At 61.2% G+C, this 23,887-nt stretch carries 20 protein-coding genes; 14 read left to right on the top strand and 6 right to left on the bottom strand.

Annotated features, from left to right (window positions below; genetic code table 11):
* Positions 1-55 precede the first annotated feature (55 nt).
* The 11 genes from argH to AF70_RS04920 all read left to right on the top strand — a co-directional run bounded on the left by argH (position 56) and on the right by AF70_RS04920 (position 12,150).
* Positions 56-1,483: an argininosuccinate lyase gene (gene argH / locus AF70_RS04970; protein ID WP_028940619.1), complete on the top strand. Its 1,428-nt coding sequence runs from the start codon at positions 56-58 to the stop codon at positions 1,481-1,483.
* A 145-nt stretch (positions 1,484-1,628) separates the two neighbouring features.
* A complete protein-coding gene (locus AF70_RS04965; RefSeq protein WP_018929142.1) occupies positions 1,629-2,507 on the top strand; it encodes an amino acid ABC transporter permease in 879 nt (292 codons plus the stop codon).
* A 10-nt stretch (positions 2,508-2,517) separates the two neighbouring features.
* Positions 2,518-3,282 carry an amino acid ABC transporter ATP-binding protein gene (locus AF70_RS04960; RefSeq protein WP_018929141.1) on the top strand — a complete coding sequence of 255 codons (765 nt, stop codon included), beginning with the start codon at positions 2,518-2,520 and terminating at the stop codon, positions 3,280-3,282.
* Between the two features lie 39 nt (positions 3,283-3,321).
* Positions 3,322-4,146 (top strand): ABC transporter substrate-binding protein, encoded by an 825-nt coding sequence (locus AF70_RS04955; protein WP_028940620.1) that lies wholly within the window; start codon positions 3,322-3,324, stop codon positions 4,144-4,146.
* Positions 4,147-4,348: 202 nt separating this feature from the next.
* Entirely contained in the window at positions 4,349-5,197 is an 849-nt protein-coding gene (locus AF70_RS04950) for a polysaccharide deacetylase (RefSeq protein WP_028940621.1), read from the top strand.
* Positions 5,190-6,077, top strand: coding sequence for a polysaccharide deacetylase (locus tag AF70_RS04945; RefSeq protein WP_028940622.1), 888 nt, complete (start codon positions 5,190-5,192; stop codon positions 6,075-6,077). Before AF70_RS04950 ends, AF70_RS04945 begins: the two co-directional genes overlap by 8 nt.
* Before the next feature lie 17 nt (positions 6,078-6,094).
* Positions 6,095-7,453: an MmgE/PrpD family protein gene (locus AF70_RS04940; protein WP_028940623.1), complete on the top strand. Its 1,359-nt coding sequence runs from the start codon at positions 6,095-6,097 to the stop codon at positions 7,451-7,453.
* Positions 7,454-7,508: 55 nt separating this feature from the next.
* Complete coding sequence (locus AF70_RS04935) at positions 7,509-8,687, top strand: MFS transporter (protein WP_018929136.1); 1,179 nt, start codon at positions 7,509-7,511, stop codon at positions 8,685-8,687.
* Between the two features lie 160 nt (positions 8,688-8,847).
* Positions 8,848-9,543 carry an HPP family protein gene (locus tag AF70_RS04930; RefSeq protein ID WP_026331637.1) on the top strand — a complete coding sequence of 232 codons (696 nt, stop codon included), beginning with the start codon at positions 8,848-8,850 and terminating at the stop codon, positions 9,541-9,543.
* 345 nt (positions 9,544-9,888) lie between these two features.
* Positions 9,889-10,995 (top strand): enoyl-CoA hydratase/isomerase family protein, encoded by a 1,107-nt coding sequence (locus AF70_RS04925; protein ID WP_028940624.1) that lies wholly within the window; start codon positions 9,889-9,891, stop codon positions 10,993-10,995.
* Between the two features lie 3 nt (positions 10,996-10,998).
* Complete coding sequence (locus AF70_RS04920) at positions 10,999-12,150, top strand: acyl-CoA dehydrogenase family protein (RefSeq protein ID WP_019578849.1); 1,152 nt, start codon at positions 10,999-11,001, stop codon at positions 12,148-12,150.
* 123 nt (positions 12,151-12,273) lie between these two features.
* Here the strand turns inward: AF70_RS04920 and AF70_RS04915 are convergent, their stop codons facing one another.
* From AF70_RS04915 to AF70_RS04890, 6 genes are all read right to left on the bottom strand, one after another.
* Positions 12,274-13,047, bottom strand: coding sequence for an enoyl-CoA hydratase (locus tag AF70_RS04915; protein WP_028940625.1), 774 nt, complete (start codon positions 13,045-13,047; stop codon positions 12,274-12,276).
* A 29-nt stretch (positions 13,048-13,076) separates the two neighbouring features.
* The gene (locus AF70_RS04910) at positions 13,077-14,204 is read right to left on the bottom strand and encodes an acyl-CoA dehydrogenase (RefSeq protein WP_019649660.1); all 1,128 of its coding nucleotides are present in this window, start codon (positions 14,202-14,204) and stop codon (positions 13,077-13,079) included.
* 172 nt (positions 14,205-14,376) lie between these two features.
* Positions 14,377-15,570, bottom strand: a complete 1,194-nt coding sequence (locus AF70_RS04905; RefSeq protein ID WP_028940626.1) for an acetyl-CoA C-acyltransferase — start codon at positions 15,568-15,570, stop codon at positions 14,377-14,379.
* A gap of 12 nt (positions 15,571-15,582) precedes the next feature.
* Complete coding sequence (locus AF70_RS04900; protein ID WP_019578846.1) at positions 15,583-16,344, bottom strand: SDR family NAD(P)-dependent oxidoreductase; 762 nt, start codon at positions 16,342-16,344, stop codon at positions 15,583-15,585.
* Positions 16,345-16,360: 16 nt separating this feature from the next.
* Positions 16,361-18,025: an AMP-binding protein gene (locus AF70_RS04895; protein ID WP_019578845.1), complete on the bottom strand. Its 1,665-nt coding sequence runs from the start codon at positions 18,023-18,025 to the stop codon at positions 16,361-16,363.
* 168 nt (positions 18,026-18,193) lie between these two features.
* Positions 18,194-19,210 carry an AraC family transcriptional regulator gene (locus tag AF70_RS04890; RefSeq protein WP_028940627.1) on the bottom strand — a complete coding sequence of 339 codons (1,017 nt, stop codon included), beginning with the start codon at positions 19,208-19,210 and terminating at the stop codon, positions 18,194-18,196.
* 153 nt (positions 19,211-19,363) lie between these two features.
* On the opposite strand from AF70_RS04890, the gene AF70_RS04885 reads away from it, so the two are divergent.
* From AF70_RS04885 to AF70_RS04875, 3 genes are read left to right on the top strand one after another with little or no spacing between them, the layout of a single operon-like run.
* Positions 19,364-21,067 carry a molecular chaperone HscC gene (locus AF70_RS04885; RefSeq protein WP_028940628.1) on the top strand — a complete coding sequence of 568 codons (1,704 nt, stop codon included), beginning with the start codon at positions 19,364-19,366 and terminating at the stop codon, positions 21,065-21,067.
* Positions 21,064-22,773 (top strand): J domain-containing protein, encoded by a 1,710-nt coding sequence (locus tag AF70_RS04880; protein ID WP_169342464.1) that lies wholly within the window; start codon positions 21,064-21,066, stop codon positions 22,771-22,773. Before AF70_RS04885 ends, AF70_RS04880 begins: the two co-directional genes overlap by 4 nt.
* Positions 22,770-23,777, top strand: a complete 1,008-nt coding sequence (locus AF70_RS04875; protein WP_028940630.1) for a DUF3829 domain-containing protein — start codon at positions 22,770-22,772, stop codon at positions 23,775-23,777. The genes AF70_RS04880 and AF70_RS04875 overlap by 4 nt, the downstream gene beginning before the upstream one ends.
* Positions 23,778-23,887: the final 110 nt, after the last annotated feature.

Raw genomic sequence — 23,887 nt, 5'->3', positions numbered from 1 at the left:
TGTTTCAGGCTCTGCACACCGATATCAGTTCGCGTTACCGACGAGGAAAACAACAATGTTTCAAACCACCGACCGTCTCTGGGGTGCCCGCTTCAAGAGCGGCCCGTCCGAAGCCCTGGCGGCCCTGTCCCGTTGCCCCGAGCGCTACTTTCGCCTCACCCCGTATGACCTCGCCGGTTCCAAGGCGCATGCCCGGGAATTGCAGCGCGCCGGTCTTCTGAGCGAGCAGGAAACCCAGACCATGCTCGACGCCCTGCAGCGCATCGGTGATGACTTCCGTGCCGGCAGCATCGCGCCGACCCTGGACGACGAAGACGTGCACACCTTCATCGAGCGCCTGCTGACCGAACGCCTCGGCGCACTGGGCGGCAAACTGCGCGCCGGCCGTTCGCGCAACGACCAGACCGCCAACGACCTGCGGCTGTTCCTGCGTGATCACGTCCGTACCTTGACCGTTGAAGTACTGGCCTTGCAGCAAGCGCTGGTGGAACAGGCCGAGCAACACGTCGAGAGCATCTGCCCGGGTTTCACTCACTTGCAACAAGCCCAGCCGATCGTCTTCGCTCATCACTTGCTGGCCCACGCCCAATCGATGCTGCGCGACGTGCAGCGTCTGGTGGACTGGGACGCGCGCACCTCGCTGTCGCCACTGGGTGCAGCGGCCATGGCCGGTTCCGCCATCGCTCGCCTGCCCCAGCAGTCGGCCAAGGAAATGGGCTACAGCGGCGTGTGCGAAAACTCCATCGACGCCGTGGCCAGCCGCGATCACGTCGCCGAGTTCCTGTTTATCGCCAGCATGCTCGGGATCAACATTTCCCGCCTCGCCGAAGAATTCTGCCTGTGGTCGTCGCGGCAATTTCGCTGGGTCGCGCTGGACGATGCCTACGCCACCGGCAGTTCTATCATGCCGCAGAAGAAAAACCCGGACATCGCCGAACTGGCCCGGGGCAAGGCTGGCCGCTTGATCGGCAACCTGACCGGTCTGCTGTCGACGCTCAAATCCCTGCCGCTGTCCTACAACCGTGACTTGAGCGAAGACAAGAACGGCGTGCTCGACAGCGTCGACACCCTGCTGCTGGTGCTGCCGGCCATGGCCGGGATGGTCGCGACCATGAAGGTCAACGTCGAAGAACTGCGCCGTCAGGCACCGCTGGGTTTCACCCTTGCCACCGAAGTCGCCGACTGGTTGGCGGTGCGCGGCGTGCCGTTCAAGGAAGCGCATGAAATCACCGGCGCATTGGTCCAGGCCTGCGAGAAACATGACATCGAACTGTGGGAAGCCTCGCCGGCGCTGCTGGCCGAGATCGATCCGCGCCTGACACCTGAGGTGCGCGACAGCCTGACCCTCGAAGCCGCCATCGCCGCCCGCAGTGGCTGGGGTGGCACCGCGCCGCAACAGGTGCGCGAGCAGATCGGCCGACTGAAAACCGCCCTTGTCGCGCAGCAGGAGTGGACCGAGAACTATCAGGGCTTCCGCCTCTGATAGACAACGCAAAACCTTGTAGGAGCCGGCTTGCTGGCGATGGTGTGTCAGCTGAATTGATGTCGACTGACACTCCATCGCCAGCAAGCCGGCTCCTACAAGGGGATTGTGCTTGATCTGAAAGAACAGTGTACGGAGAACCAACATGAGCCAGACACAGGCAGAACGACTCCAGGCGGAGCGCAAACTGGCGGAAAACCAGTTCGATATCACCCAGTACCAACACGTGCCACGGCGTTACTACGGGCGGATTTTCTTCGCCAGCGTCATCGTCATTGCGATTATCGGCCTGGTACGAGCCTTCGCCGAAGGCAAGATTGAATGGTCGTACATCGGCCAGTTCCTCACTTCGCAAGCGATCATGTGGGGCTTGCTCAACACCATCGTCATGGCGGTGCTGGCGATGGCGCTGGGCATTGTCTTCGGGGTGATCACGGCAATCATGCGCATGTCGGCCAACCCGATCCTGCGCTATGTGGCGCTGACCTACACCTGGCTGTTCCGTGGCACGCCGCTGATCCTGCAGCTGTTGCTGTGGTTCAACCTGGCGCTGATCTTCCCCACCATCGGCATCCCCGGCCTGTTCGAAATGGACACCGTGAGCCTGATGACGCCCTTCGTCGCCGCCCTCCTCGGTTTGAGCATCAATCAGGGCGCCTACACCGCCGAAGTGGTGCGTGCCGGCCTGTTGTCAGTGGACACCGGCCAGTACGAGGCCGCCAAGTCGATCGGCATGCCGCGCTTGCAAGCGCTGCGCCGGATCATCCTGCCCCAGGCCATGCGGATCATCATTCCGCCGGTCGGTAACGAATTCATCGGCATGGTGAAAATGACCTCCCTGGCGAGCGTCATCCAGTACTCGGAGCTGCTCTACAACGCGCAGAACATCTACTACGCCAACGCCCGTGTGATGGAGCTGCTGATCGTCGCCGGTATCTGGTACCTGGCCACCGTCACAGTCCTGTCCTTTGGTCAAAGCCGTCTGGAGCGTCGTTTCGCTCGCGGCGCCGGCAAGCGTTCTTGAGGAGCCCAACATGAGAAGCATCGTCAAGGCCGTGAGCCTGAACAAGTATTACGACCATTTCCACGCGCTCAAGGACATCAACATCGAAGTCGAGCAAGGCGAAGTGCTGTGCATCATCGGCCCGTCCGGCTCCGGCAAAAGCACCCTGCTGCGCTGCGTGAATCAGCTGGAAAAAATCGACAAGGGCGGCCTGTGGGTCGACGGCGAACTGGTGGGTTACCGGATCGTCGGCAACAAACTGCACGAGCTCAACGAGTCGCAGATTGCCCGTCAGCGCCTGGCCACCGGCATGGTGTTCCAGCGTTTCAACCTGTTCCCGCACATGACTGTGCTGCAAAACATCATCGAAGGGCCGTGCCAGGTACTCAAGCGTTCGCCCAAAGAAGCGCACGAAGAAGCCGTGGAACTGCTCGCACGCGTCGGCCTCGCCGACAAGCGCAACAGCTACCCGATCGAACTGTCGGGTGGTCAGCAACAACGTGTCGCCATTGCCCGTGCATTGGCCATGCGCCCCAAGCTGATGCTGTTCGATGAACCCACTTCGGCACTCGACCCGGAACTGGTCGGAGAGGTGCTGTCGGTGATGCGCGATCTGGCGCAAACCGGCATGACCATGATCGTCGTCACCCATGAACTGGGCTTCGCTCGCGAGGTTTCCAACCGCATGGTGTTCATGGACGGCGGGCAGATCGTGGAGGCTGGAAGCCCCGAAGAAATACTAATAAGTCCGCAAAACCCACGCACCCAAAGCTTCATTTCTGCCGTTCGAACCTAAGCGTCCTTTGGCGCTCACAACACTCATAAGAGAACGACCATGAAGAACCTAGTCATCCCAGCAGTACTTGCCAGCGTCCTGGCATCCGGTTTCGCCTTCGCTGCCGAGTTGCCGGCCAGCATCAAGGACAAGGGCGAGATCGTGGTAGCGATCATGCCGAACTACCCGCCGATGGATTTCAAGGACCCGGCCACCAACACCCTCACCGGCCTTGACTATGACCTGGGCAACGCCTTGGCCGAACGTCTGGGCGTGAAGATCAAATGGCAGGAAACCGGCTTCGAGCAAATGATCAACGCGCTCACGACTGACCGCGTAGACATGGTGCTGTCGGGCATGACCGACACCGCCGAGCGTCAGGCCAGCGTGACTTTTGTCGACTACTTCACCAGCGGTCCGCAGTTCTACACCTTGCAGAAAAACAAGGACACCAACGAGATCGTCGACTTGTGCGGCAAGAAAGTCGGCACCAGCCGCCGTACCACCTTCCCGGCGGAAATCGCCGCGTGGAGCAAGGAAAACTGCGAAGCCGCCGGCAAACCCGCGATCAACGTGATCGGCACCGAGGGCTCGGCCGACGCCCGTGCGCAATTGCGTCAGAGCCGTATCGACGCGGCCATGCAAGGCAGCGAAACCTTGCCGTACCTCAAGACCCAGGAAAAGGACATGTACAAAACCGTGGGCCTGCCGATCTCCAAGCAGTTCTCGGGCATGGGTGTGAGCAAGAAAAAACCTGAGCTGAGCGAAGCGGTGAAAGTCGCGTTGCAAAGCATGATCGATGACGGCAGCTACCAGGCAATCCTGAAGAAATGGGATCTGGAACTGGGTGCGATCAAGACCGTGACCATCAACGCCGGGAAATAACACGGTTCGTAGCAGCTGCCGAGCTTGCGAGGCTGCGTTCGGCGGCGCAGCCGTCGTAAACCCTGCACGCGAGGTTTTCCTGAAACACCGCGTAGTTTGAATTCACGACGGCTGCGTCCGAATGCGGCCCACACCGAACGCAGCCTCGCGGGCTCGGCAGCTGCTACGGGTGTTTCAACTATTAATTCTGGAGCGCCATACGATGTCCTCCTCGCTGCAACCCACCTGGCCCGACCAGCACCAGGCCTGCCTCGCCCTGGCCTTCGACCTCGATGGCCCCACCGGCGATGCCATGCTTAACGGCTCGATCTGGCGCAAGCCCGAGTATTTCGGTTTCGGCGGTTACGGCCCTTATCGGGCGCTGCCGCGGATTCTCGATCTGCTGGATGAGTTCCGCATCCCGACCACGTTTTTCGTCCCGGCCTGGGTCGTGGAGAACTGGCCGAAACAGTGCCAGGCGATTGTCGAGCGCGGGCATGAGGTGGCCTATCACGGCTACAAACACGAATCTTTTTACGCCCTGACGCTGGAGCAGCAGAAGGACGTGATGCACAAATCCCGCGAGGTGTTCTGGAAGTACCTGAACATCCGCGCTGAAGGTTTCCGCACGCCATCGGGCGACTGGCGGGCCGAAACGCCGGCCATGCTGGTGGAAGCCGGCGTGACCTATTCCAGCAGCATGCGCGGCGATGACCGGCCCTACCTGGTCAAGGTGCCGGGCTTTGATACGCCGCTGGTGGAGATCCCCGGCCGCTGGGAAATGGACGACTACGCCTCCCTCGCCTACACCCGTGCGCCGGACTTCCCTTCCGGGTTGGACCGTACCGCCAGCTACGAACTGACCCTCGATAACTGGTGCCGCGAGTTCGATGGCGCCATGGCTGAAGGCCTGTGCCTGACCACCCTGTTCCATCCCAAGATCACCGGCAAACCGGGACGCATCCTGTTGCTGGAACAACTCTTCGAACACATGCGCCAGCGCGACGACGTGTGGTTCGCTACCTGCCGCGATGTCGCCCACTGGTGGCTGAAGGAGCATCACCATGGCTGATTCCATTGTCTGGCCCAACGGCTACCGCTGCGCCGTGGTGCTGACCGTCGATTACAACGACATCCACGGCATCCTCACCCAGGCGCCGGAAGTCGCCGGGCGCGACAAGACCTTGTCGGTGTGGCGCTACGGCACCCAGCGCGGGGTCGAGCGTTTGCTTGGCGTGTTCGCAGAACTGGGGGTTTCCAGCAGCTGGTTCGTGCCCGGCATCGTCGCCGAGGAAAACCCGCAACACCTCCGGGCGATCCAGGCCGGCGGGCACGAGATTGCCTGCGCCGGTTATCGCCATCAGCACTACGACAACCTGACCCTGGCCGAGCAAAGCGCCGAAATCGCCAAGGGCTGCGCGGCCTTGAACGCGTTGACCGGTGAGCGTCCGACAGGCTTTCGCATCCCGGCCGGCAATGGCGCACCGGGCTTCATCGAGGCGTTGCGCGAGCACGGCATCCGCTGGTCCTCGTCATGGCGCGGCGATGATTTGCCCTTCGCCCACCCGACGGCCCCTGAGGTAATCGAGTTGCCGTTGCACTACGAACTGGAGGACGAGCCCTACTTCGCCTTCAACCTCAGCCCGGCGGTGCCGCCGGCGCAATCGCGCATCGCCTCTTACAGCCACACGCTGGGGAACCTGCAAATGGACTTCGCCGGGTTCCACCGGTTCGGGCTGTGTTATGTGCTGCGGCTGCACCCGGAAATCATCGCCACGCCAGGGCGGATCGGCGTGTTGCGTGAATTGCTGCAAAGCATTCAGCAGCACGATGACGTGTGGATCGCCACCGGTGCCGAAGTGGCTCAGTGGTGGGCCGAGTCGGCAGCGCCGGTGACCGAGGATCACCCGGCCGCTGTGTACGAGCGTCATTATCGGGATTACGGCGTATGAGAGATCAGGATGGGGTTATGCGAATGGCGCGGCTGGCGCAGTTCTGCGTCGATACCCGTTTCGAAGAGTTACCCGCTGAGTTGGTGGAGCAAGCCAAGCGGCACATTCTCGACACCTTCGGTGCAGCCCTGGCCGGAGCCGGCAGCGATGTCGCCAGACAGGCGCGTCAGGTGTTCAAGGGGGAAGTCGGCAGCACGTTGGTCTGGGGCACCGATCAGCGAGTCGGCGCGGCGCAAGCCGCCATGCTCAACGGTATCGCCGCGCATGCCCTGGAGCTGGACGACACCGGCGGCTGCGACCATTCCGGCGCGGTGGTGCTGCCGGCGGTGATGGCGGCGCTATCGATGTCGACGCTATCGGTTTCTGAAGCGTCAATTGATGGTCGCGAACTGATCACTGCGGTGGTGATCGGCTACGAAATCGGCCGTCGGGTGCTCGAAGCCTGCGGCAGTTACTCGGCCCATAACGGCGCCGGTTGGCACTCCACGGCGACGTGCGGAGTGTTTGGCGCGGCGGCGGCCAGTGCACGGATTCTGGGGCTGGATGCACAACAAACCTTGTCTGCACTGGGCATCGCCGGCAGCTTCAGCGGTGGTCTGTGGGCGTTTATCCATGACGGTTCGCAAAGCAAAAGACTCCACAGCGGACGCGCCGCCGAGGGTGGATTGCTGGCCGCGCGGTTTGCTCAACAAGGCATCACCGGCCCGACAAAACTGTTCGATAACGTCTGGGGCGGATTCCTCAAGACCCTCGCGGCGGACACCGCCGTGCCCGAGGCGTTGGACGCCGAACTGGGCCACGTGTGGAAACTCGCGCGCTGCTCGATCAAGCCCTATGCGGCATGCCGTGGGACCCATTCGGCGATCGACGCATTGGACCTGTTGCTCGATCAATTGCAGGTCAGCGCCGAGCAGGTCGAGGACGTTCAGGTATCGCTGTGCGGATTCCTTCAAGACATGTGCGGTGGCCAGGACGTCAGCACGTTGCCGGCGGCGCAGATGAGCCTGCGTTATGCCCTGGCGGCCCGGCTGGTCCATGGGCATTGCCGGTTGGAAGCCTACGACGATGAACAACGCCGCCACCCACGGATTGCACACTGGATGTCGCGTATTCGCCTTGAAGTCGACCCGCATCTGTCCGAGGATGGCGAGCCTGTCGTCAGCGTGCGGACCGTGGACAGTCGGCAAGCGAGCCTGTGCGTTGAGGTGCCGTTGGGGGCGCCGGGCAATCCGCTGAGCGATGCGGCGCTGGAGGAAAAATTCTTCAGCCTGGCCGGACGGGTGATACCGCTACAGCAGGCAAAAGAGCTGCTGGAGCAGTTGTGGCGGCTGGAAGAACTGGAGTCGGTTCGGGCGCTTGATCGGTGGCTGAGTTGAGCCTGGCGTTGCGCGTCGAACACCACAGAATCTGAATAAGGACATTTGCCCCACCGTGGCCACTTACTCCCTCGTTATCCGCCGGCTGATGATCTGCTCGCTGACCATCGTCGTCAGTCGCGCCATCACCAGCCCGTTGCTCACGCTGTTCCTGAGCACCAAGCTCGGCCTCAACCAACAGGACGTCGGCCTGCTGCTCGGGATTGCGGTGTTCATCGCCACCCTGCTCGCGCTCTATGGTGGTTACATCATCGACCGCCTCGAAAAGCGCCGGCTGCTGATCCTGGCCATGCTCTCCAGCGCCATCGGATTCGTGCTGCTGACCTTTGCCGAAAACCTCTACCTGACCACCGCCACCCTGGTGATCACTGAAACCGCCTCGGCGCTGTTTCTGATCGGGTCCAAGGCGATTCTCAGCGACAACCTGCCCATGGGCCAACGCGCCAAGGCTTTTTCGCTGCGCTACACCCTGACCAATATCGGTTACGCCACCGGCCCGATGCTCGGCGTGGTGATCGCCGGCGTGTACCCGATTGCGCCGTTCCTGATCGCCGGCGGCATCGCGTTCTTCAGCATTTTCCTGATGAGCGGGATTCCCAAAGACCCGGCCCAGGTACCCGCCATCGGTCAGCCGCAAAACTTTCTCAAGACCCTGGTCACCCTGAAAAACGACCGCACGCTGATCATGTTCACCTGCGGCTGCCTGCTCAGCACCGTGGTCCACGGGCGTTTTACCTTGTACCTGTCGCAATACCTGCTGGTGACCCACGACTCCAAACGAGCGCTGGAAACCATGGCCGCCCTGCTCGCCTGCAACGCCATCAGCGTGATCCTGCTGCAATACCAGATCGGCCGGTTTCTCAAGCGCGAACAACTGCGTTACTGGATTGTCGGCGGCAGCAGCCTGTTCATCCTCGGCTTGATCGGTTTCAGCCTGGCCGACAGCCTGGTGAGCTGGTGCATCGCAATGTTCATTTTCACCCTCGGCGAAATGATCATTTACCCGGCCGAATTCCTCTTCGTCGACACCCTGGCCCCGGAAGAACTGCGCGGCAGCTACTACGGCGCACAGAACCTCGCAGCCCTCGGCGGTGCGCTGAGCCCGGTGATCTGCGGCTTCCTGCTGATGCACACGCCCGCGCCCACCATGTTCTATGCCCTGAGTGCGTTGACGGCGATGGGCGGTTTTCTCTGTTTCATGAGCGGTCGACGCGTCGCGATACTGCAAAAATAATGCATTGAAGCTGCATTAATATGAATTTGTCAGTATCGGTAATGACCGGCACACTGTGCGCCGTTCCTCCCCCAATAGTTGGAACCACTTCAAGGGCTTTCCGGGTATCCGGACAAGCCTTTTTTTTGCCCTGGTTTTTGTCAAAGGATCGATGTTCGTCATGCTCGCTCACTGGTTGCCCGCCGCCATCAACACCCGCCCCTCCGAATGGAGCCGTGCCGCCATCGGCATGGCCATGGGGACGATGTTCAGTGTCTGGTTGTGCGGCCAGGTGTTCGGCATCGATGTGGCGCTGCACCTGATCGGTCCGTTGGGCGCGTCGGCGGTATTGCTGTTCGCCGTGTCCTCGGGCGCGCTGGCCCAGCCGTGGTCGATTCTTGGCGGTTACCTCTGCGCGGGGGTGATCTCGCTGCTGGTCGCTCACGTACTCAGCCGCACCCTCGGCAGCGCCTGCCTCGCGGCGGGCATGGCGCTGATTCTGATGTGCTGGCTGCGTTGCCTGCACCCACCCGCCGGGGCGCTGGCGCTGCTGATGGTGCTGGCAGACCCGGCGACCATCGCCATGGACTGGAAAGCCCTCGGCCCGGTGATGCTCAGCGGCTCGACGATGCTGCTCAGCGCGTTGGCGTACAACAACTTCACGCGCATTCGTTACCCCAAGCGTCCCGCCGAACCGGCCCCGCTAATGCCCGCGGCCGACAGCCAGGCGATCACCGCCGAAGATCTGCGACGGGCACTCGCCGACATGGAGGCCTTCTACGACGTCACCCCTGAAGACCTCGAGCAGTTGATTCATGCCAGTGAATTGCATGCCAAGCGCCGCAGTATCGGTGAAGTGCTGAGCAGCAGAACCTAAAGGCATCTTTGTGGCGAGGGGGCGTGCCCCCGTTGGGTCGCGAAGCGGCCCCAAAACCTGCTAACGAGTTTTTCCAGGCATACCTCATTGCCCTTATCTGCGACTGCTGCGCAGTCGAACGGGACGGTGCGGCGATCCGACAAGCCCCCTCGCCACAAATTCAAGGTTGATTCAAAACGGTGTCAGGCCGCCGAAGGCTGCGATCTTTTGATTTTGCACTAAGGTAAAAATGCAGAAAGAACCTGCACGTATCTCGGTTGTACAGGGCAAATTTGCACTGTTACGATCCTGCATCGCTCGCGCGCGAGCTTCTCTATAAAGAACAATAAAAGCAGGGAGTTAGTGATGACTGCTCAGGTTTCATCCCCGGGGACACCGTCCATGGATGCCACGCAAAACGAAGTGTTGGCCGAGGTTCGCAATCACATCGGTCACCTGACCCTCAACCGCCCCGCCGGCCTCAACGCCATTACCCTGGACATGGTCCGCAGCCTGCAACAGCAACTCGATGCCTGGGCACAGGATCCGCAGGTGCATGCGGTGGTGTTGCGCGGCGCTGGCGAGAAAGCTTTTTGTGCCGGCGGCGATATCCGCTCGCTGTACGACAGCTTCAAAAGCGGCGACACACTGCACGAAGATTTCTTCGTCGAGGAATATGCCCTCGACCTCACGATCCATCACTACCGCAAACCGGTCCTGGCCTTGATGGACGGCTTTGTCCTGGGCGGCGGCATGGGGCTGGTGCAAGGCGCCGATTTGCGGGTGGTCACCGAGCGTAGCCGTCTGGCGATGCCGGAAGTGGCCATCGGTTATTTCCCGGACGTCGGCGGCAGCTACTTCCTGCCGCGCATTCCCGGTGAGCTGGGCATCTATCTCGGCGTCAGCGGCGTGCAGATCCGCGCCGCCGATGCGCTCTATTGCGGCCTGGCCGACTGGTATCTGGAGAGCGCCAGCCTGGGCGAGCTGGACGAGCGACTCGACCATCTGGAATGGCACGACACCCCGCTCAAGGACCTGCAAGGCGCGCTGGCGAAACTCGCCGTGCAGCAACTGCCGGTAGCGCCGCTGGCGGCGCTGCGGCCGGTCATCGACCACTTCTTCGCCCTGCCCGATGTGCCGAGTATGGTGGAACAGCTGCGTGCAGTGACCGTCGCCGACAGCCATGAGTGGGCCATGACCACCGCCGACTTGCTGGAAAGCCGTTCACCGCTGGCCATGGGCGTGACCCTGGAAATGCTGCGGCGTGGTCGGCACCTGAGCCTGGAACAGTGCTTCGCCCTCGAACTGCACCTGGATCGCCAGTGGTTCGAACGCGGCGACCTGATCGAAGGCGTGCGCGCCTTGCTGATCGACAAAGACAAGAACCCGCGCTGGAACCCGCCGACCTTGCAGGCGCTGGACGCCGAGCACGTCGCGAGTTTTTTCACCGGGTTTGACCAGAGCGGGAGCTGAGCCATGCACGATATCGAATTGAGCGAAGAACAAGTGATGATCCGCGACATGGCCCGGGATTTTGCCCGCGGCGAAATCGCACCCCACGCACAAGCCTGGGAGAAGGCCGGCTGGATCGATGACGGTCTGGTGGCGAAGATGGGTGAACTGGGTCTGTTGGGCATGGTGGTGCCCGAGGAATGGGGCGGCACCTATGTCGACTACGTGGCCTACGCGCTGGCGGTGGAAGAGATTTCCGCCGGTGATGGCGCTACCGGCGCGCTAATGAGCATCCACAACTCTGTCGGCTGCGGGCCGGTGCTCAATTACGGCACCGAAGAGCAAAAACAGGAATGGCTGCCGGATCTCGCCAGCGGCCAGGCCATCGGTTGCTTCTGCCTGACCGAACCGCAAGCCGGTTCCGAAGCCCATAACCTGCGCACCCGCGCCGAACTGCGCGACGGCCAGTGGGTGATCAACGGCGCCAAGCAATTCGTCAGCAACGGCAAACGGGCGAAGCTGGCAATCGTTTTCGCCGTGACTGATCCGGAGTTGGGCAAGCGTGGCATCTCGGCATTCCTGGTGCCGACCGAAACAGCGGGGTTCATCGTCGACCGCAGTGAACACAAGATGGGCATCCGCGCTTCCGACACCTGCGCCGTCACCCTGAACAACTGCACCGTCCCTGAAGCCAATTTGCTGGGCGAACGCGGCAAAGGCCTGGCCATCGCCCTCTCCAACCTCGAAGGCGGCCGCATCGGCATCGCTGCGCAAGCCCTGGGCATCGCCCGTGCGGCGTTCGAAGCGGCGCTGGCTTACGCGCGGGATCGGGTGCAGTTCGACAAGCCGATCATCGAACACCAGAGCATCGCCAATATGCTGGCCGACATGCAGACCCGACTGAACGCCGCGCGCCTGTTGATCCTGCACGCCGCGCGTTTGCGCAGTGCCGGCAAACCGTGCCTGTCGGAGGCTTCACAGGCCAAGCTGTTTGCTTCGGAGATTGCGGAGAAAGTCTGCTCGTCGGCGATTCAGATTCATGGCGGGTATGGGTATCTGGAAGACTACCCGGTGGAGCGTTACTACCGGGATGCGCGGATCACGCAAATTTATGAAGGGTCGAGTGAGATACAGCGGATGGTGATTGCCCGGGAACTCAAGAACTACCTGATCTAAAAAGCTTCGCGGGCAAGTCGGATCGCCGCACCGCTCGCGCCTACAGGGGAATGCATATCCTCTGTAGGCGCGAGCGGTGCGGCGATCCGACTTGCCTGCGAAGACGTCCGTGAGGACGCTACATCACTTGCCTTGGAATTCGGCCTCACGCTTGGCAATAAACGCCGCCATCCCTTCTTTCTGATCCTGCGTGGCAAACGCCGCATGGAATACCCGGCGTTCAAAACGCACGCCTTCCGACAGGCTGACTTCAAAGGCGCGATTGACGCTTTCCTTGATCATCATCGCAATCGGCAGTGATTTCTTCGCAATCAGCGCCGCGACTTTCAGCGCTTCGTCCACCAGCTCATCCGCCGGCACGATGCGCGCCACGATCCCGCAACGCTCGGCTTCCACCGCATCGATCAAGCGCCCGCTCAGGCACATTTCCATGGCCTTGGCCTTGCCCACGGCGCGGGTCAGGCGCTGGGTGCCGCCCATGCCCGGCAATACGCCGAGGTTGATTTCCGGTTGGCCGAATTTTGCATTGTCGCCGGCCAGGATGAAGTCGCACATCAGCGCCAGTTCACAGCCACCGCCCAAGGCGAAACCGTTGACCGCGGCAATGATCGGCTTGCGGCGGTTAGCCACGCGATCGCTGTCGCTGAACAGGTCGTCGAGGTAGATCTGCGGGTAGGTCAGCTCGGCCATTTCCTTGATGTCGGCACCGGCGGCGAAGGCTTTTTTCGAGCCGGTCAGCACGATGCAACCGATGTTCGAATCGGCTTCCAGGCCATCGAGGGCGTGGTTCAGTTCACTGACGATTTGGGCATTCAACGCGTTCAAGGCTTGCGGACGGTTGAGGGTGATCAGGCCGACACGGCCGTGGGTTTCCAGCAAAATCGTTTCGTAGTTCAGCTCTTTATTGCTCACAGAGGGACTCCTTCTCAAAGATTGCGCGAAATGACCATGCGCTGAATGTCGCTGGTGCCTTCGTAGATCTGGCACACCCGCACGTCGCGGTAGATCCGCTCCAGCGGGAAGTCGTTCAGGTAACCGTAACCGCCAAGGGTTTGCAACGCCGAGGAACAAACCTTTTCGGCCATTTCCGAGGCGAACAGTTTTGCCATCGACGCTTCGACCAGCGCCGGTTTGCCGCTGTCGCGCAATGCCGCCGCGTAATGCACCATCTGCCGGGCCACGGCGATCTGGGTGGCCATGTCGGCCAGGCGGAACGCTACCGCCTGGTGCTCGATGATCGGCTTGCCGAAGCTCTCGCGTTCGCGGGCGTAGTCGCGGGCCGCTTCGAACGCGGCGCGGGCCATGCCCACCGATTGCGAGGCGATACCGACACGTCCGCCTTCGAGGTTAGCCAGGGCGATCTTGTAGCCTTCGCCCTCCTCACCCAGTCGATTGGCCACCGGCACTTTCACATCCTCGAAGAGGATCTGGCAGGTATCAGAGGCGTGCTGGCCAAGCTTGTCTTCGACCCGCGCGACTTTATAGCCCGGCGAATCGGTGGGCACGATCAGCGCGGTGATCCCGCGTTTGCCGGCACTCGGGTCAGTCACCGCAAACACAATCACCACCCCGGCGTTTTGCCCGGAAGTGATGAACTGCTTGCAGCCGTTGAGCACGTAGTGATCGCCTTCCAGCCGGGCACGGGTTTTCAGGCTGCTGGCATCGGAACCGGCTTGCGGTTCGGTCAGCGCAAACGCACCGAGCATCGCGCCGCCAGCCAGCGGTTTGAGGAAACGTTCTTTCTGGTCGTCGTTGCCGAACTTGAGGATCGGCACGCAACCCACCGAGTTGTGCACGCTCATGATGGTCGAGCAGGCGCCATCGCCGGCGGCGATTTCTTCCAGGGCCATGGCGTAAGCCAGGTATCCGGTGTCACAACCGCCCCACTGCTCCGGCACCAGCATGCCGAAGAAGCCCAGGTCAGCCATCTCGCTGATGGCTTCCTTGGGGAAACGATGTTCGCGGTCCCATTCGGCGGCGAACGGTTTCAGCCGTTCCTGGGCAAACTGCCGGGCCGCGTCGCTGATCTGAAGTTGTTCGTCGTTGGGGATCATGCCAAGTCCTTAAAATTCAAGTTGAAACGCAAGACCTGTGGGAGCCTTGTGGCGAGGGGGCTTGCCCCCGTTGGGCCGCGCAGCGGACCCAAGAATCTGCGAGCGCTGCGCACTCGAACGGGGGCAAGCCCCCTCGCCACAAGGCCCGCTCCCACAGGGATTGGCGTCAGCCTCAGTACAGGCATTCCACGGCCATGGCCGTTGCTTCGCCGCCGCCGATGCAGATCGCCGCTACGCCGCGTTTCAGGCCTTTCTGGCGCAGGGCCGAGAGCAAGGTGACGAGGATCCGCGCGCCGGACGCACCAATCGGATGGCCCAAGGCACAGGCACCGCCGTGGACGTTGATCTTCTCGTGGGAGATTTCCAGCTTGGTCATGGTCACCAGGCTCACCACGGCGAAGGCTTCGTTGACTTCGAACAACTCGACTTCATCCAGTGACCAGCCGGTTTTCTTCATCAACTTCTTGATCGCACCCACCGGTGCCACCGGGAACAGCCCCGGGGTGTCGGCAAACGCCGCGTGACCGTGAATCACTGCCAGCGGCTTAAGGCCTTGTTTCTCGGCTTCGGAACGGCGCATCAGCACCAGTGCCGCTGCGCCGTCGGAGATCGAACTGGAGTTCGCCGCCGTCACGGTGCCGCCCTCACGGAACGCCGGTTTCAGCGAGGCGATCTTGTCCAGTTTGGCTTTCGGCGGTTGTTCGTCGTGGCTGATCAGCACTTGCTGTTTGCCGACCGTCACGGTGAGCGGCACGATCTCGGCGTTAAAACTACCTTCCTCGATCGCCTGTTGGGCGCGGGTGGTCGACGCGATGGCAAACGCGTCCTGATCTTCACGGCTGAAGCCATTGGTCTCGGCACAATCCTCGGCAAAGGTGCCCATCAGGCGGCCCTTGTCGTAGGCGTCTTCGAGGCCGTCGAGGAACATGTGATCGAGCACCTGGCCATGGCCCATGCGGTAACCGCTGCGGGCGCGGTCCAGCAGGTACGGCGCGTTGGACATGCTTTCCATGCCGCCAGCGACCACTACGTCGGCGCTGCCGGCGATCAGCATGTCGTGGGCCAGGATCGTCGCTTCCATGCCCGAGCCGCACATTTTGTTCAGCGTCGTGCAGCGGGTCGATTTATCCAGCCCGGCGCCCAGTGCCGCTTGCCGCGCCGGGGCCTGGCCGAGGCCGGCGGAGAGCACGCAGCCGAACAGCACTTCTTCGACGGATTCAGGGGCGATACCGGCGCGTTCGACCGCGGCACGAATCGCTGCGGCGCCCAGCTGTGGCGCGGTCAGGCTTTTCAGTTCGCCCTGGAAACCGCCCATTGGGGTGCGGACGGCGCTGACGATAACAATCGGATCGTTGGATTGTGTCATGACAAATTCTCCTTATTTGGCGGCCATGCGCAAGGCACCGTCGAGACGGATCACCTCGCCGTTGAGCATGCTGTTTTCTATGATATGCCTGGCCAGCGCGGCGTACTCGCTCGGCTTGCCCAGGCGTGGCGGAAACGGCACCCCAGCAGCCAGTGAATCACGTACTTCCGGGGTCATGCCGGCCATCATCGGCGTTTCGAAAATGCCCGGTGCGATGGTCATCACGCGGATGCCGAAGCGCGCCAGTTCACGGGCGGCAGGCAAGGTCAGGCTGGCAATCGCGCCTTTGGACGCCGAATACGCGGCCTGGCCGATCTGGCCGTCGAAGGCCGCCACCGATGCGGTGTTGATGATCACCCCGCGCTCGCCGTCTGCATCGGCTTCGGTCTCGGCAATCGCCGCAGCAGCCAGGCGCAGCATGTTGAAACTGCCGATCAGGTTGACGTTGATCACCTGGCTGAAACTGGACAAGGCATGGGGGCCGGTCTTGCCAAGGATCTTCTCGCCACGGACGATACCGGCGCAATTGACCAGGCCATTGAGGCCGCCAAACGCTTTGACCGTCGCCTGCACCGCCGCTTCTGCCGCCGCTTCATTGCTGATGTCGGCTACCACGCTTTGCGCGCCGAGACGTGCAGCCTGCGCCGCGACGGCTTCGGCATTCATGTCCACCAGCATCACCTTGGCACCGGCCGCCACCAGCATTTCAGCGGTGGCGGCACCGAGGCCGGAAGCACCGCCGGTGACGAGAAAAACCTTGTTTTCGATCTGCATCATTGTTTCCTTGGATTCAAGCTGAAACGTTCTTCGCGGCGGCCTCTTGAGCCTTGGCGATTTCCTGGTTGCGCAAGATAAAGCGCTGCAATTTGCCGCTTGGGGTTTTCGGCAATTCGCTGACAAATTCGATTTCACGGGGGTACGAGTGCGCCGCCAGACGCTTGCGCACGTGTTGCCGCAGCTCTTCGGCCAGCGCAGGTTCGGCACGGTATTGCGGGCTGAGCACGACGAAGGCTTTGACCAGTTCGGTGCGCTCCGGGTCGGGCTTGCCGATCACCGCCGCCTCGACCACCGCCGGGTGTTCGATCAGCGCGCTTTCCACGTCGAACGGGCCGACGCGGTAGCCCGAGGTGGTAATCACGTCGTCGCTGCGGCCGACGAAGCTGATGCTGCCGTCCGGGTTCCACTCGACGGTGTCGCCGCTCAGGTAATAATTGCCGACGAACGCTTTGGTCGGTACGCCTTCGTAACCGCCGAACCAGCACATCGGCGACTGGGTGCGGTCGATGGCCAGGATTCCTGGCTGGCCGACGCCGAGTTCTTTGTATTCGTCATCCAGCACCACGATGCGGTGGCCCGGCGAGGCAAAACCGGCGGCGCCCATGTGGATCGGATGTTCCAGGCCGTGGTGATTGCACAGGACCATGCCCAGTTCGGTCTGGCCGTAATGGTCGTGAATCACCACGCCGAGGTTGTCGGCGAACCAGCGGATCACTTCCGGATTCAGCGGCTCGCCGGCGCTGCTGACGATGCGCAGCTTGCCCTTGATCGAACGGGCGAACTCATCGCCACCGGCAATCAGCAAGCGGTAGGCGGTCGGTGAGCCAGTGAGGTTGGTAATCCCGTATTTGTTGATCACCCGGCAGGTGCTTTCGAGGGTGAACGGGCCATCGTAAAAGGTGATCGGATGCCCCATCGCCATCGGCCCGGTGACACCGAAATAAATGCCGTAGGCCCAACCCGGATCGGCAACGTTCCAGAAGGCGTCTTCGGGGCGCAGGTCCACTGCGTCACGGGTGTAGCTCTGGAAGGCGACAATGGCTTTGAGCGGCACCGACAGCGCTTTCGACGGGCCGGTGGTGCCCGAGGTGAACATCAGCAGAAACGGGTCTTCGCCGGTCAGCAACACCGGTTCGCAGACGCTGGAGTAGTTGGCCAGTTCCGCCCAGAAACTGAAGTCGCCGCGCACGATGCCCTGCCCCTTGGTGCCACCGACGGTGACGATGGTCGGGCAGTCGGCCACTTCAGCCAGTTTCGGGCGATTGACCGCATCGGTGACCACCACTTTGGCGCCGGAACTGTTCAGACGGTGTTCGATGGCTTTGGGGCCGAAGGCGGTGAAAAGCGGCTGATAAACCGCACCGATGCGCCAGGCGGCGAACACCGTGATCAGCAATTCGAAGTTGCGGGGCAGCAGGCCTGCGACCTTGTCGCCCTTCTTCACGCCCTGGGCCACCAGAAAATTGGCGAAGCGCGCGGCCTTGTCCTGCAAGTCGCTGAAAGTATAGGTCGCGCTGCTACCGTCGCGGCCTTCCCAGAACAGCGCAATGCGCCCCGGCAAGGCATGCCGGTCGCAACACTCGACGCAGGCGTTGAGCGCGGTCAACGACCCTGTGAGCGCGGCATCGACGGTGTGCTGATAATTGAACTGTGACGTAGCAGACAAGTAATCGCGCATTGCCAGAATCCCTCTGTATTTTTATTAGGTTGGGGGAACCGTAATCAACAGGGAAATACTCGCTCTGCGCGGGAAGCGGGACAATGGTCAAAGCTATCAAGTTGCGTGACTGGTTTGGCCAAGGTTCGAGGGCGTGCCCGCGATGGCGTCAGCCCCCCAGGATCCGGATCAGTCAGCCTCGTTAAGAATCAAACTCCGATAATGCCCAGGATTGGACCCCGACCACTTGCGAAACGCCTTGTAGAACGAGCTGGCATCGGCAAACCCCAAACGAGTGGCGATTTCAGCGAAGCTGATGGCCGGCTCGGCCAGCCAGACGATGGCCAGTTCCTTGCGCACACTGTCCTTGAGCCCCTGATACGTCTGCCCTTCTTCGGCCAAGCGGCGACGCAACGTTGAGGCCGACATGCACAGTTGCTGCGCCAGTGCTTCGGTTTCCGGCCAGCGCTCGGCGGGCAATTGCCGCAGATCGTGCTTGATCCGGCTGGCCAGGCTCTCAGGGTCGCGGTACTTGACCAGAATGTTCGCCGGCGCATGGGCCAGAAAGCGCTTGAGCTCTTCAGCGCTGCGCTTGATCGGCAAATCGAGACAATCGGCAGAGAAAATCATCCGCGTGCGTGGCCGGTCGAATCGCAGGTTCTCGGAAAACATCACTCGATAGTCATCGCAAAAATCCGGCTCCGGGCAGCGCAATTCAATGGCCAGGATCGGAATCCGTCGGCCCGCCAGCCAGCAGGCGACGCCGTGCACGATCATCCAGTAAGTGAAATAGGTGAAGGCACGGCGCGGTTCTTCGTCGTCCTCCAGCAGGACGATTTCCGCCAGGCTTTGCTGGCGAACAAGTTGTGCGGGCAGGCGTTCGAGCATCAACGACAGAAAGCTCAGGCCCGAGGTCAGCCCGGCGGCCAGGCTTGGCTGAACCATGGAGCAGCGACAGAGAAACTCCAGGCTGCCGGACTTGAGCTTGCGCGGGTCCATGCCAAAAAACTCATCGTCCCCACGCCGGGCCAGCAAACGCCACAGGCGCGCATAGGCGGTGGCCGGGACACGGGCGTCGGTGCTGTCCAGCAGCGCCGGATCGATGTCGACCTTGTTCAACACCTCTACGGTGGCGGCGCCCGGGGCGCAACTTTGCAGCAGCGCTTCACGCACCAGTTGAATGGAGATGGTGTCCTTTTCCGACATAAACGTCACTCGGGTGTACTGGTTAATCTGTTGGCCATCTTAGGCAGCACAGAGTAAAAAGCCAGTCTTGCGCGAAACCGGCTCAATTACCCGGTTTTGTGGCCGATAGGCTGTTGCCGGGAATTCCCGAATGGACATGGAGTTGTAAACGTTATGATCGTCGGCATTGATTTGGGCACCACCAATAGCCTGGTTGCCGTTTGGCGCAACGGCGCGCCCGAACTGGTTCCAAACGCCCTGGAGAGTCTGCTGACCCCAAGCGTGGTGGGCCTTGACGACGAGAACCGGGTGCTGGTCGGTCAGGCTGCCAAGGAACGTTTGCAGACTCATCCACACCTGACGGCGGCACTGTTCAAGCGACACATGGGCAGTGCTCATGAACTTCGTCTCGGCACCCGTTCGTTCCGCCCGGAAGAGCTGTCGGCACTGGTGTTGCGCAGTCTGAAGGAAGACGTCGAACGCCGTTATGGCGAAACGGTCACTGAAGCGGTGATCAGCGTACCCGCCTATTTCAACGACGCTCAACGCAGAGCCACGAAAATCGCTGGCGAGTTGGCTGGCCTCAAGGTCGAACGGCTGATCAACGAACCGACAGCCGCGGCCCTCGCTTACGGACTGCATCAGCGCGACAGCGCCAGCTCGTTTCTGGTGTTCGACCTCGGTGGCGGCACCTTCGATGTGTCGATCCTCGAACTGTTCGACGGCGTCATGGAAGTGCGCGCCAGCGCGGGCGACAATTTTCTCGGTGGGGAAGACTTCGACACCGTGCTGGTTCAGGCCTTTGTCACAGCACACGCCAACCATCGCGACATGCCTTCACTGACGGAACCGAATATCGCCCATCGCCTGCGTCGCGAAGCCGAGCGCGTGCGTCATGCCCTTGGCCAGGCCGACAGCGCGACCTTCGTCCTGCGCCATGGCGCCGGTCAATGGGAGCAGACGTTCACCCAGACGCAGTTGGCCGAACTCTACGCGCCGCTGCTCGTGCGCCTGCGCACACCGATCGAAACCGCACTGCGCGACGCACGCATTCGGCCATCGGAGCTGGACGAAGTCCTGCTGGTGGGCGGCACGACCCGCATGCCGATGATCCGGCGGATGGTCGCCGGATTGTTCGGCCGGTTTCCTTCGATTGCGCTTAACCCTGACGAATCGATTGCGCTGGGTGCGGCGGTGCAAGCAGCCCTCAAGGCTCGGGATGCTGCACTCGAAGAGGTGGTATTGACCGACGTTTGCCCATACACCCTTGGCATCGAAACCGCGATCAGCGTGGGCGAAGGCGTGGAATCGGGTCATTACCTGCCCATCATCGAGCGAAACTGTGTGGTCCCCGTGAGCCGGGTCAAAACGGTCTGCACTCTTCGTGATAGTCAACGTATCGTGCTGCTGAAGATCTTTCAGGGCGAAAGTCGTTGGGTAAAAGAAAACATCCACCTGGGTGAAATGGAAATTGAAGTGCCAGTGGCGCGAGCTGGCGAGATCAGCATCGACGTACGCTTCACTTACGATAACAACGGCCTGCTCGAAGCCGAGGCACTGATACAAAGCACCGGCGAGCGCCGGACGCTGGTGATCGAAAATAATCCCGGCGTACTCGCCCCCAAAGAGATCCAGCAACGCCTGGCCGCACTGGCCAACCTCAAGGTTCATCCGCGTGAACAACAGGTCAACAGCCTGCTGACTGCGCGCCTTGAGCGGCTGTATCAGGAAAGCCTCGGCGATTTGCGCCAACGGCTCGATCACATGGCCAACCGCTTCAAGCAAATACTCGACACTCAGGACGAACGAACGATACGCGATCTGCGCCTGCAACTGACGCAACAGCTCGATGAACTGGAACAAGGCCTGTGGCGATGAATTGCTGGGCCATTCTGGGGCTGGAAGCCGATGCCGATTCACGCAGCATCAAACGCCAATACGCAACGCTGCTCAAAGTACACCGTCCGGATGAAGACCCGAGCGGTTTTCAGCGTCTGCGCGAAGCTTACGAGCAGGCGATGGAATGGAGCCGCCGCGAACCGGCGATACCGTCGTTCAGTCAGCGCGAACCCACGGTTGAACTGCAGCCACCTGCACCCTCGTTTGACGCAGGGCTCAGTTTCGAGCTGGAACATATAGAGTTCGAGCAGCACGCCGGAACGCGACGGGCGGAGCAGTTACTGGAAGACGTTACGGTAGACCGACTCGATGAACGTCTGGCGCAAGCACGCGTGTCTCACTGCAGCCGGGAGTTCGAAGATCAGTTGCTGATGATGTGCCTGTCACCGCGCGACGACAGAATGTTGCTGGCAGCCTGGGGACTGGAGCAGTTCAACTGGTTCAGCGCCTGGCAACGCCTGGATCTATCACCGCAAGCGCTTGAGTTGCTGCTTCACGCTTACTGCAATCATGTGGAAAAGTGCTTGCGCGAGTTGCTTGACGCTGGCCAGGCCGACGCATTCATCGAGCGTTTTCTGGCGCTCAAACAAGCCGACTGGTTGCAGCCATTCGAACGCCACGACTGGTTTAATGAAACCTTGGCTCGCTTACTGGTGGATTCGAGCTTTTGGTCTACGCACGTGTTCGAAACGCTGTGTACACATCAGCACTGGGACGCCGCCGCGAACGAAGCCGAAACCGAAGGGCGTTGCCCGCCACCTTATTGGACGGCACTGTTACAGCGCCGAGATAGTCAGGTTTTTATTGAAACCCTGGAACGCCTGGCCGTCCTGAATGATCGTGAGCCCCAGAGCCGCGCAGCATGTTTGTTACTGACGCCGATGACCGACGCCGAGCGAAGCGCCTTCGCACGGCGTTTTTTTGAAGCGGACTGGAATGCCTGCCGCATGCTTAGTGCGAAGCTCCAGCGCCTGGCCCCGGCGCGATGCCGCGAAATGCCAAACGGCGATCCGTATTTCTGGAAGCCCCTCGTTCAGCCCCTCCAGGCCTGGCCCATGTTTGCCGGGTTGTTTGGCGCATCGCTCACTTGGGCAGCCGTCGAATACCTCAGTGATCGATCCGGTATCGGTGCAAGCTTTGCCGCGATGTTGTTCTGGCTGTGCGTGCTGGCTACGCCCGGCGCGGCATTGCTGTGGATCTGGCGCCCGATGGCGGACCGACTCTGGTCATTGGACGTGCGTTTGAGTCGCGCTGTTTCACCTCGATTCAGTTTCAGACGCCCTGCACCGCTGGTGCTGCGCGAGTTGCTGCCCTGCTGGCTGATGGGGGCCTGGGCATGGGCCTGTTGTGGCGCGCCGGCATTTGTCAGCTACATCGTGGTGCTACTGACGCTAGGTGCTTTGAGCCGTGTCGTCTGGCCAGAAACGCTGCACATCAAGCCCCCCAAGGTTCGGCGACCCGCCTTGGGACCCGCACCGTCGATTGCTCTGATGATTGGGGTCATTGGTCTGACGCTCCTGTTTTACATCGTTGCCAGAAGTCAGTTGATGGGGCCGGATCAAGGATTGCAACCTTTTCCCAAACGCAGTTGCAGTGGCCCCCTCGACAGTCGTCAGGAATGCCGGATCGCCCCCACCCGGGAGCAATGGTATGGGCAATCAGGCGCGCAGGAGGGGCAACGATGAACAAACGCGTTAAGGCAATCGCAATTACCGCCGTGCTGACAATCACCTTTCTCGGAATGTTGAGAGAGCATCAAAGCACTCTTCTGACCCCGATTCAGCGCTGGATCCATCAACCCGACCTCGCCGAGCGAGAAAAGTCCATCGCCCTTCGCCCGTTGATTTCCTGCCTCAATTCAGTCGACGGTCGCTGGCGTCATGCATACACCAACTACCTGAAGCGGGACCGCCCAGTCGATCCAACCTTGAAAAAGCGCTTTCCCGAAGACTTCGACCAGATGGTCAGCGTTCGCGAGCAGCTCAACTACCCAAGCGTCCACGATGCTTATGGTTGTCGGTTGAACACGCTGCAAAAGGACAATCTTCAAAAATCGGCACCTGAGTTGCTAGCCTTGCAAAATCGCTTTGAAACGACTCTGACGGCCGCCAACGAAGCTGCCAGGAGCTTCGACTTTTTCAACTCCAAGCCCCTCTATTCAGTCAGCCCTGCGGATAAGGCCGAGCGCGACAATCTGTTTATTCCTCTCGTCAATGACTACCTGAACGCTTCTGACCAACTACGCCGTGAGCTTGGTGCCGAGGACCTGGGGTTGCGCAAGGTTCAGCTTGAGCAACTCAAGACCCGGGATCAACTCAAGTACGCGCACATCCTCACCTACATGCTGGAAGCGCGAACCCTCATGCTCAAGCTCGACAACGGTGTTCGCGATCGCACCTTTACCGCCAGTGATCTAAGCGACGCAACACTCCCCCTGCAACAGGCCTGGGACGACGGCAGCCGTTACATGCAAGCCAACTCCGCAACCAGCAACGCCGATTACCCGGAAAACATCTGGAACTATGTGCGCTCGCCCGGTAAGCACTATCTGGATGCCGTTAACAAGCTGCACGACGACTGGGCGGCCAAGGCCTCGCCGCAACAGTTGAGTGATGACTTCGAACGAATCGGCCGTCGCTACGATCAGTTGATCGAGGTCTACAACGATCGGGTGAACTCACTGCTTTAGATGACGCTTTAACAATGCGTTCAGCTTAGGTTCAGGCAAATGTCAATTATTGACATATGAGAATGAGTTTCATCATGTTACAAATTAGCACCCTATCTAATGACTCCCCG

Origin of the sequence: Pseudomonas sp. KD5 (assembly GCF_012932895.1) — a bacterium.
In the GTDB taxonomy this organism is placed as follows: domain Bacteria; phylum Pseudomonadota; class Gammaproteobacteria; order Pseudomonadales; family Pseudomonadaceae; genus Aquipseudomonas.
Note: the sequence above shows the minus strand (reverse complement) of the source record. Positions and strands in the feature narration are given on the sequence as shown.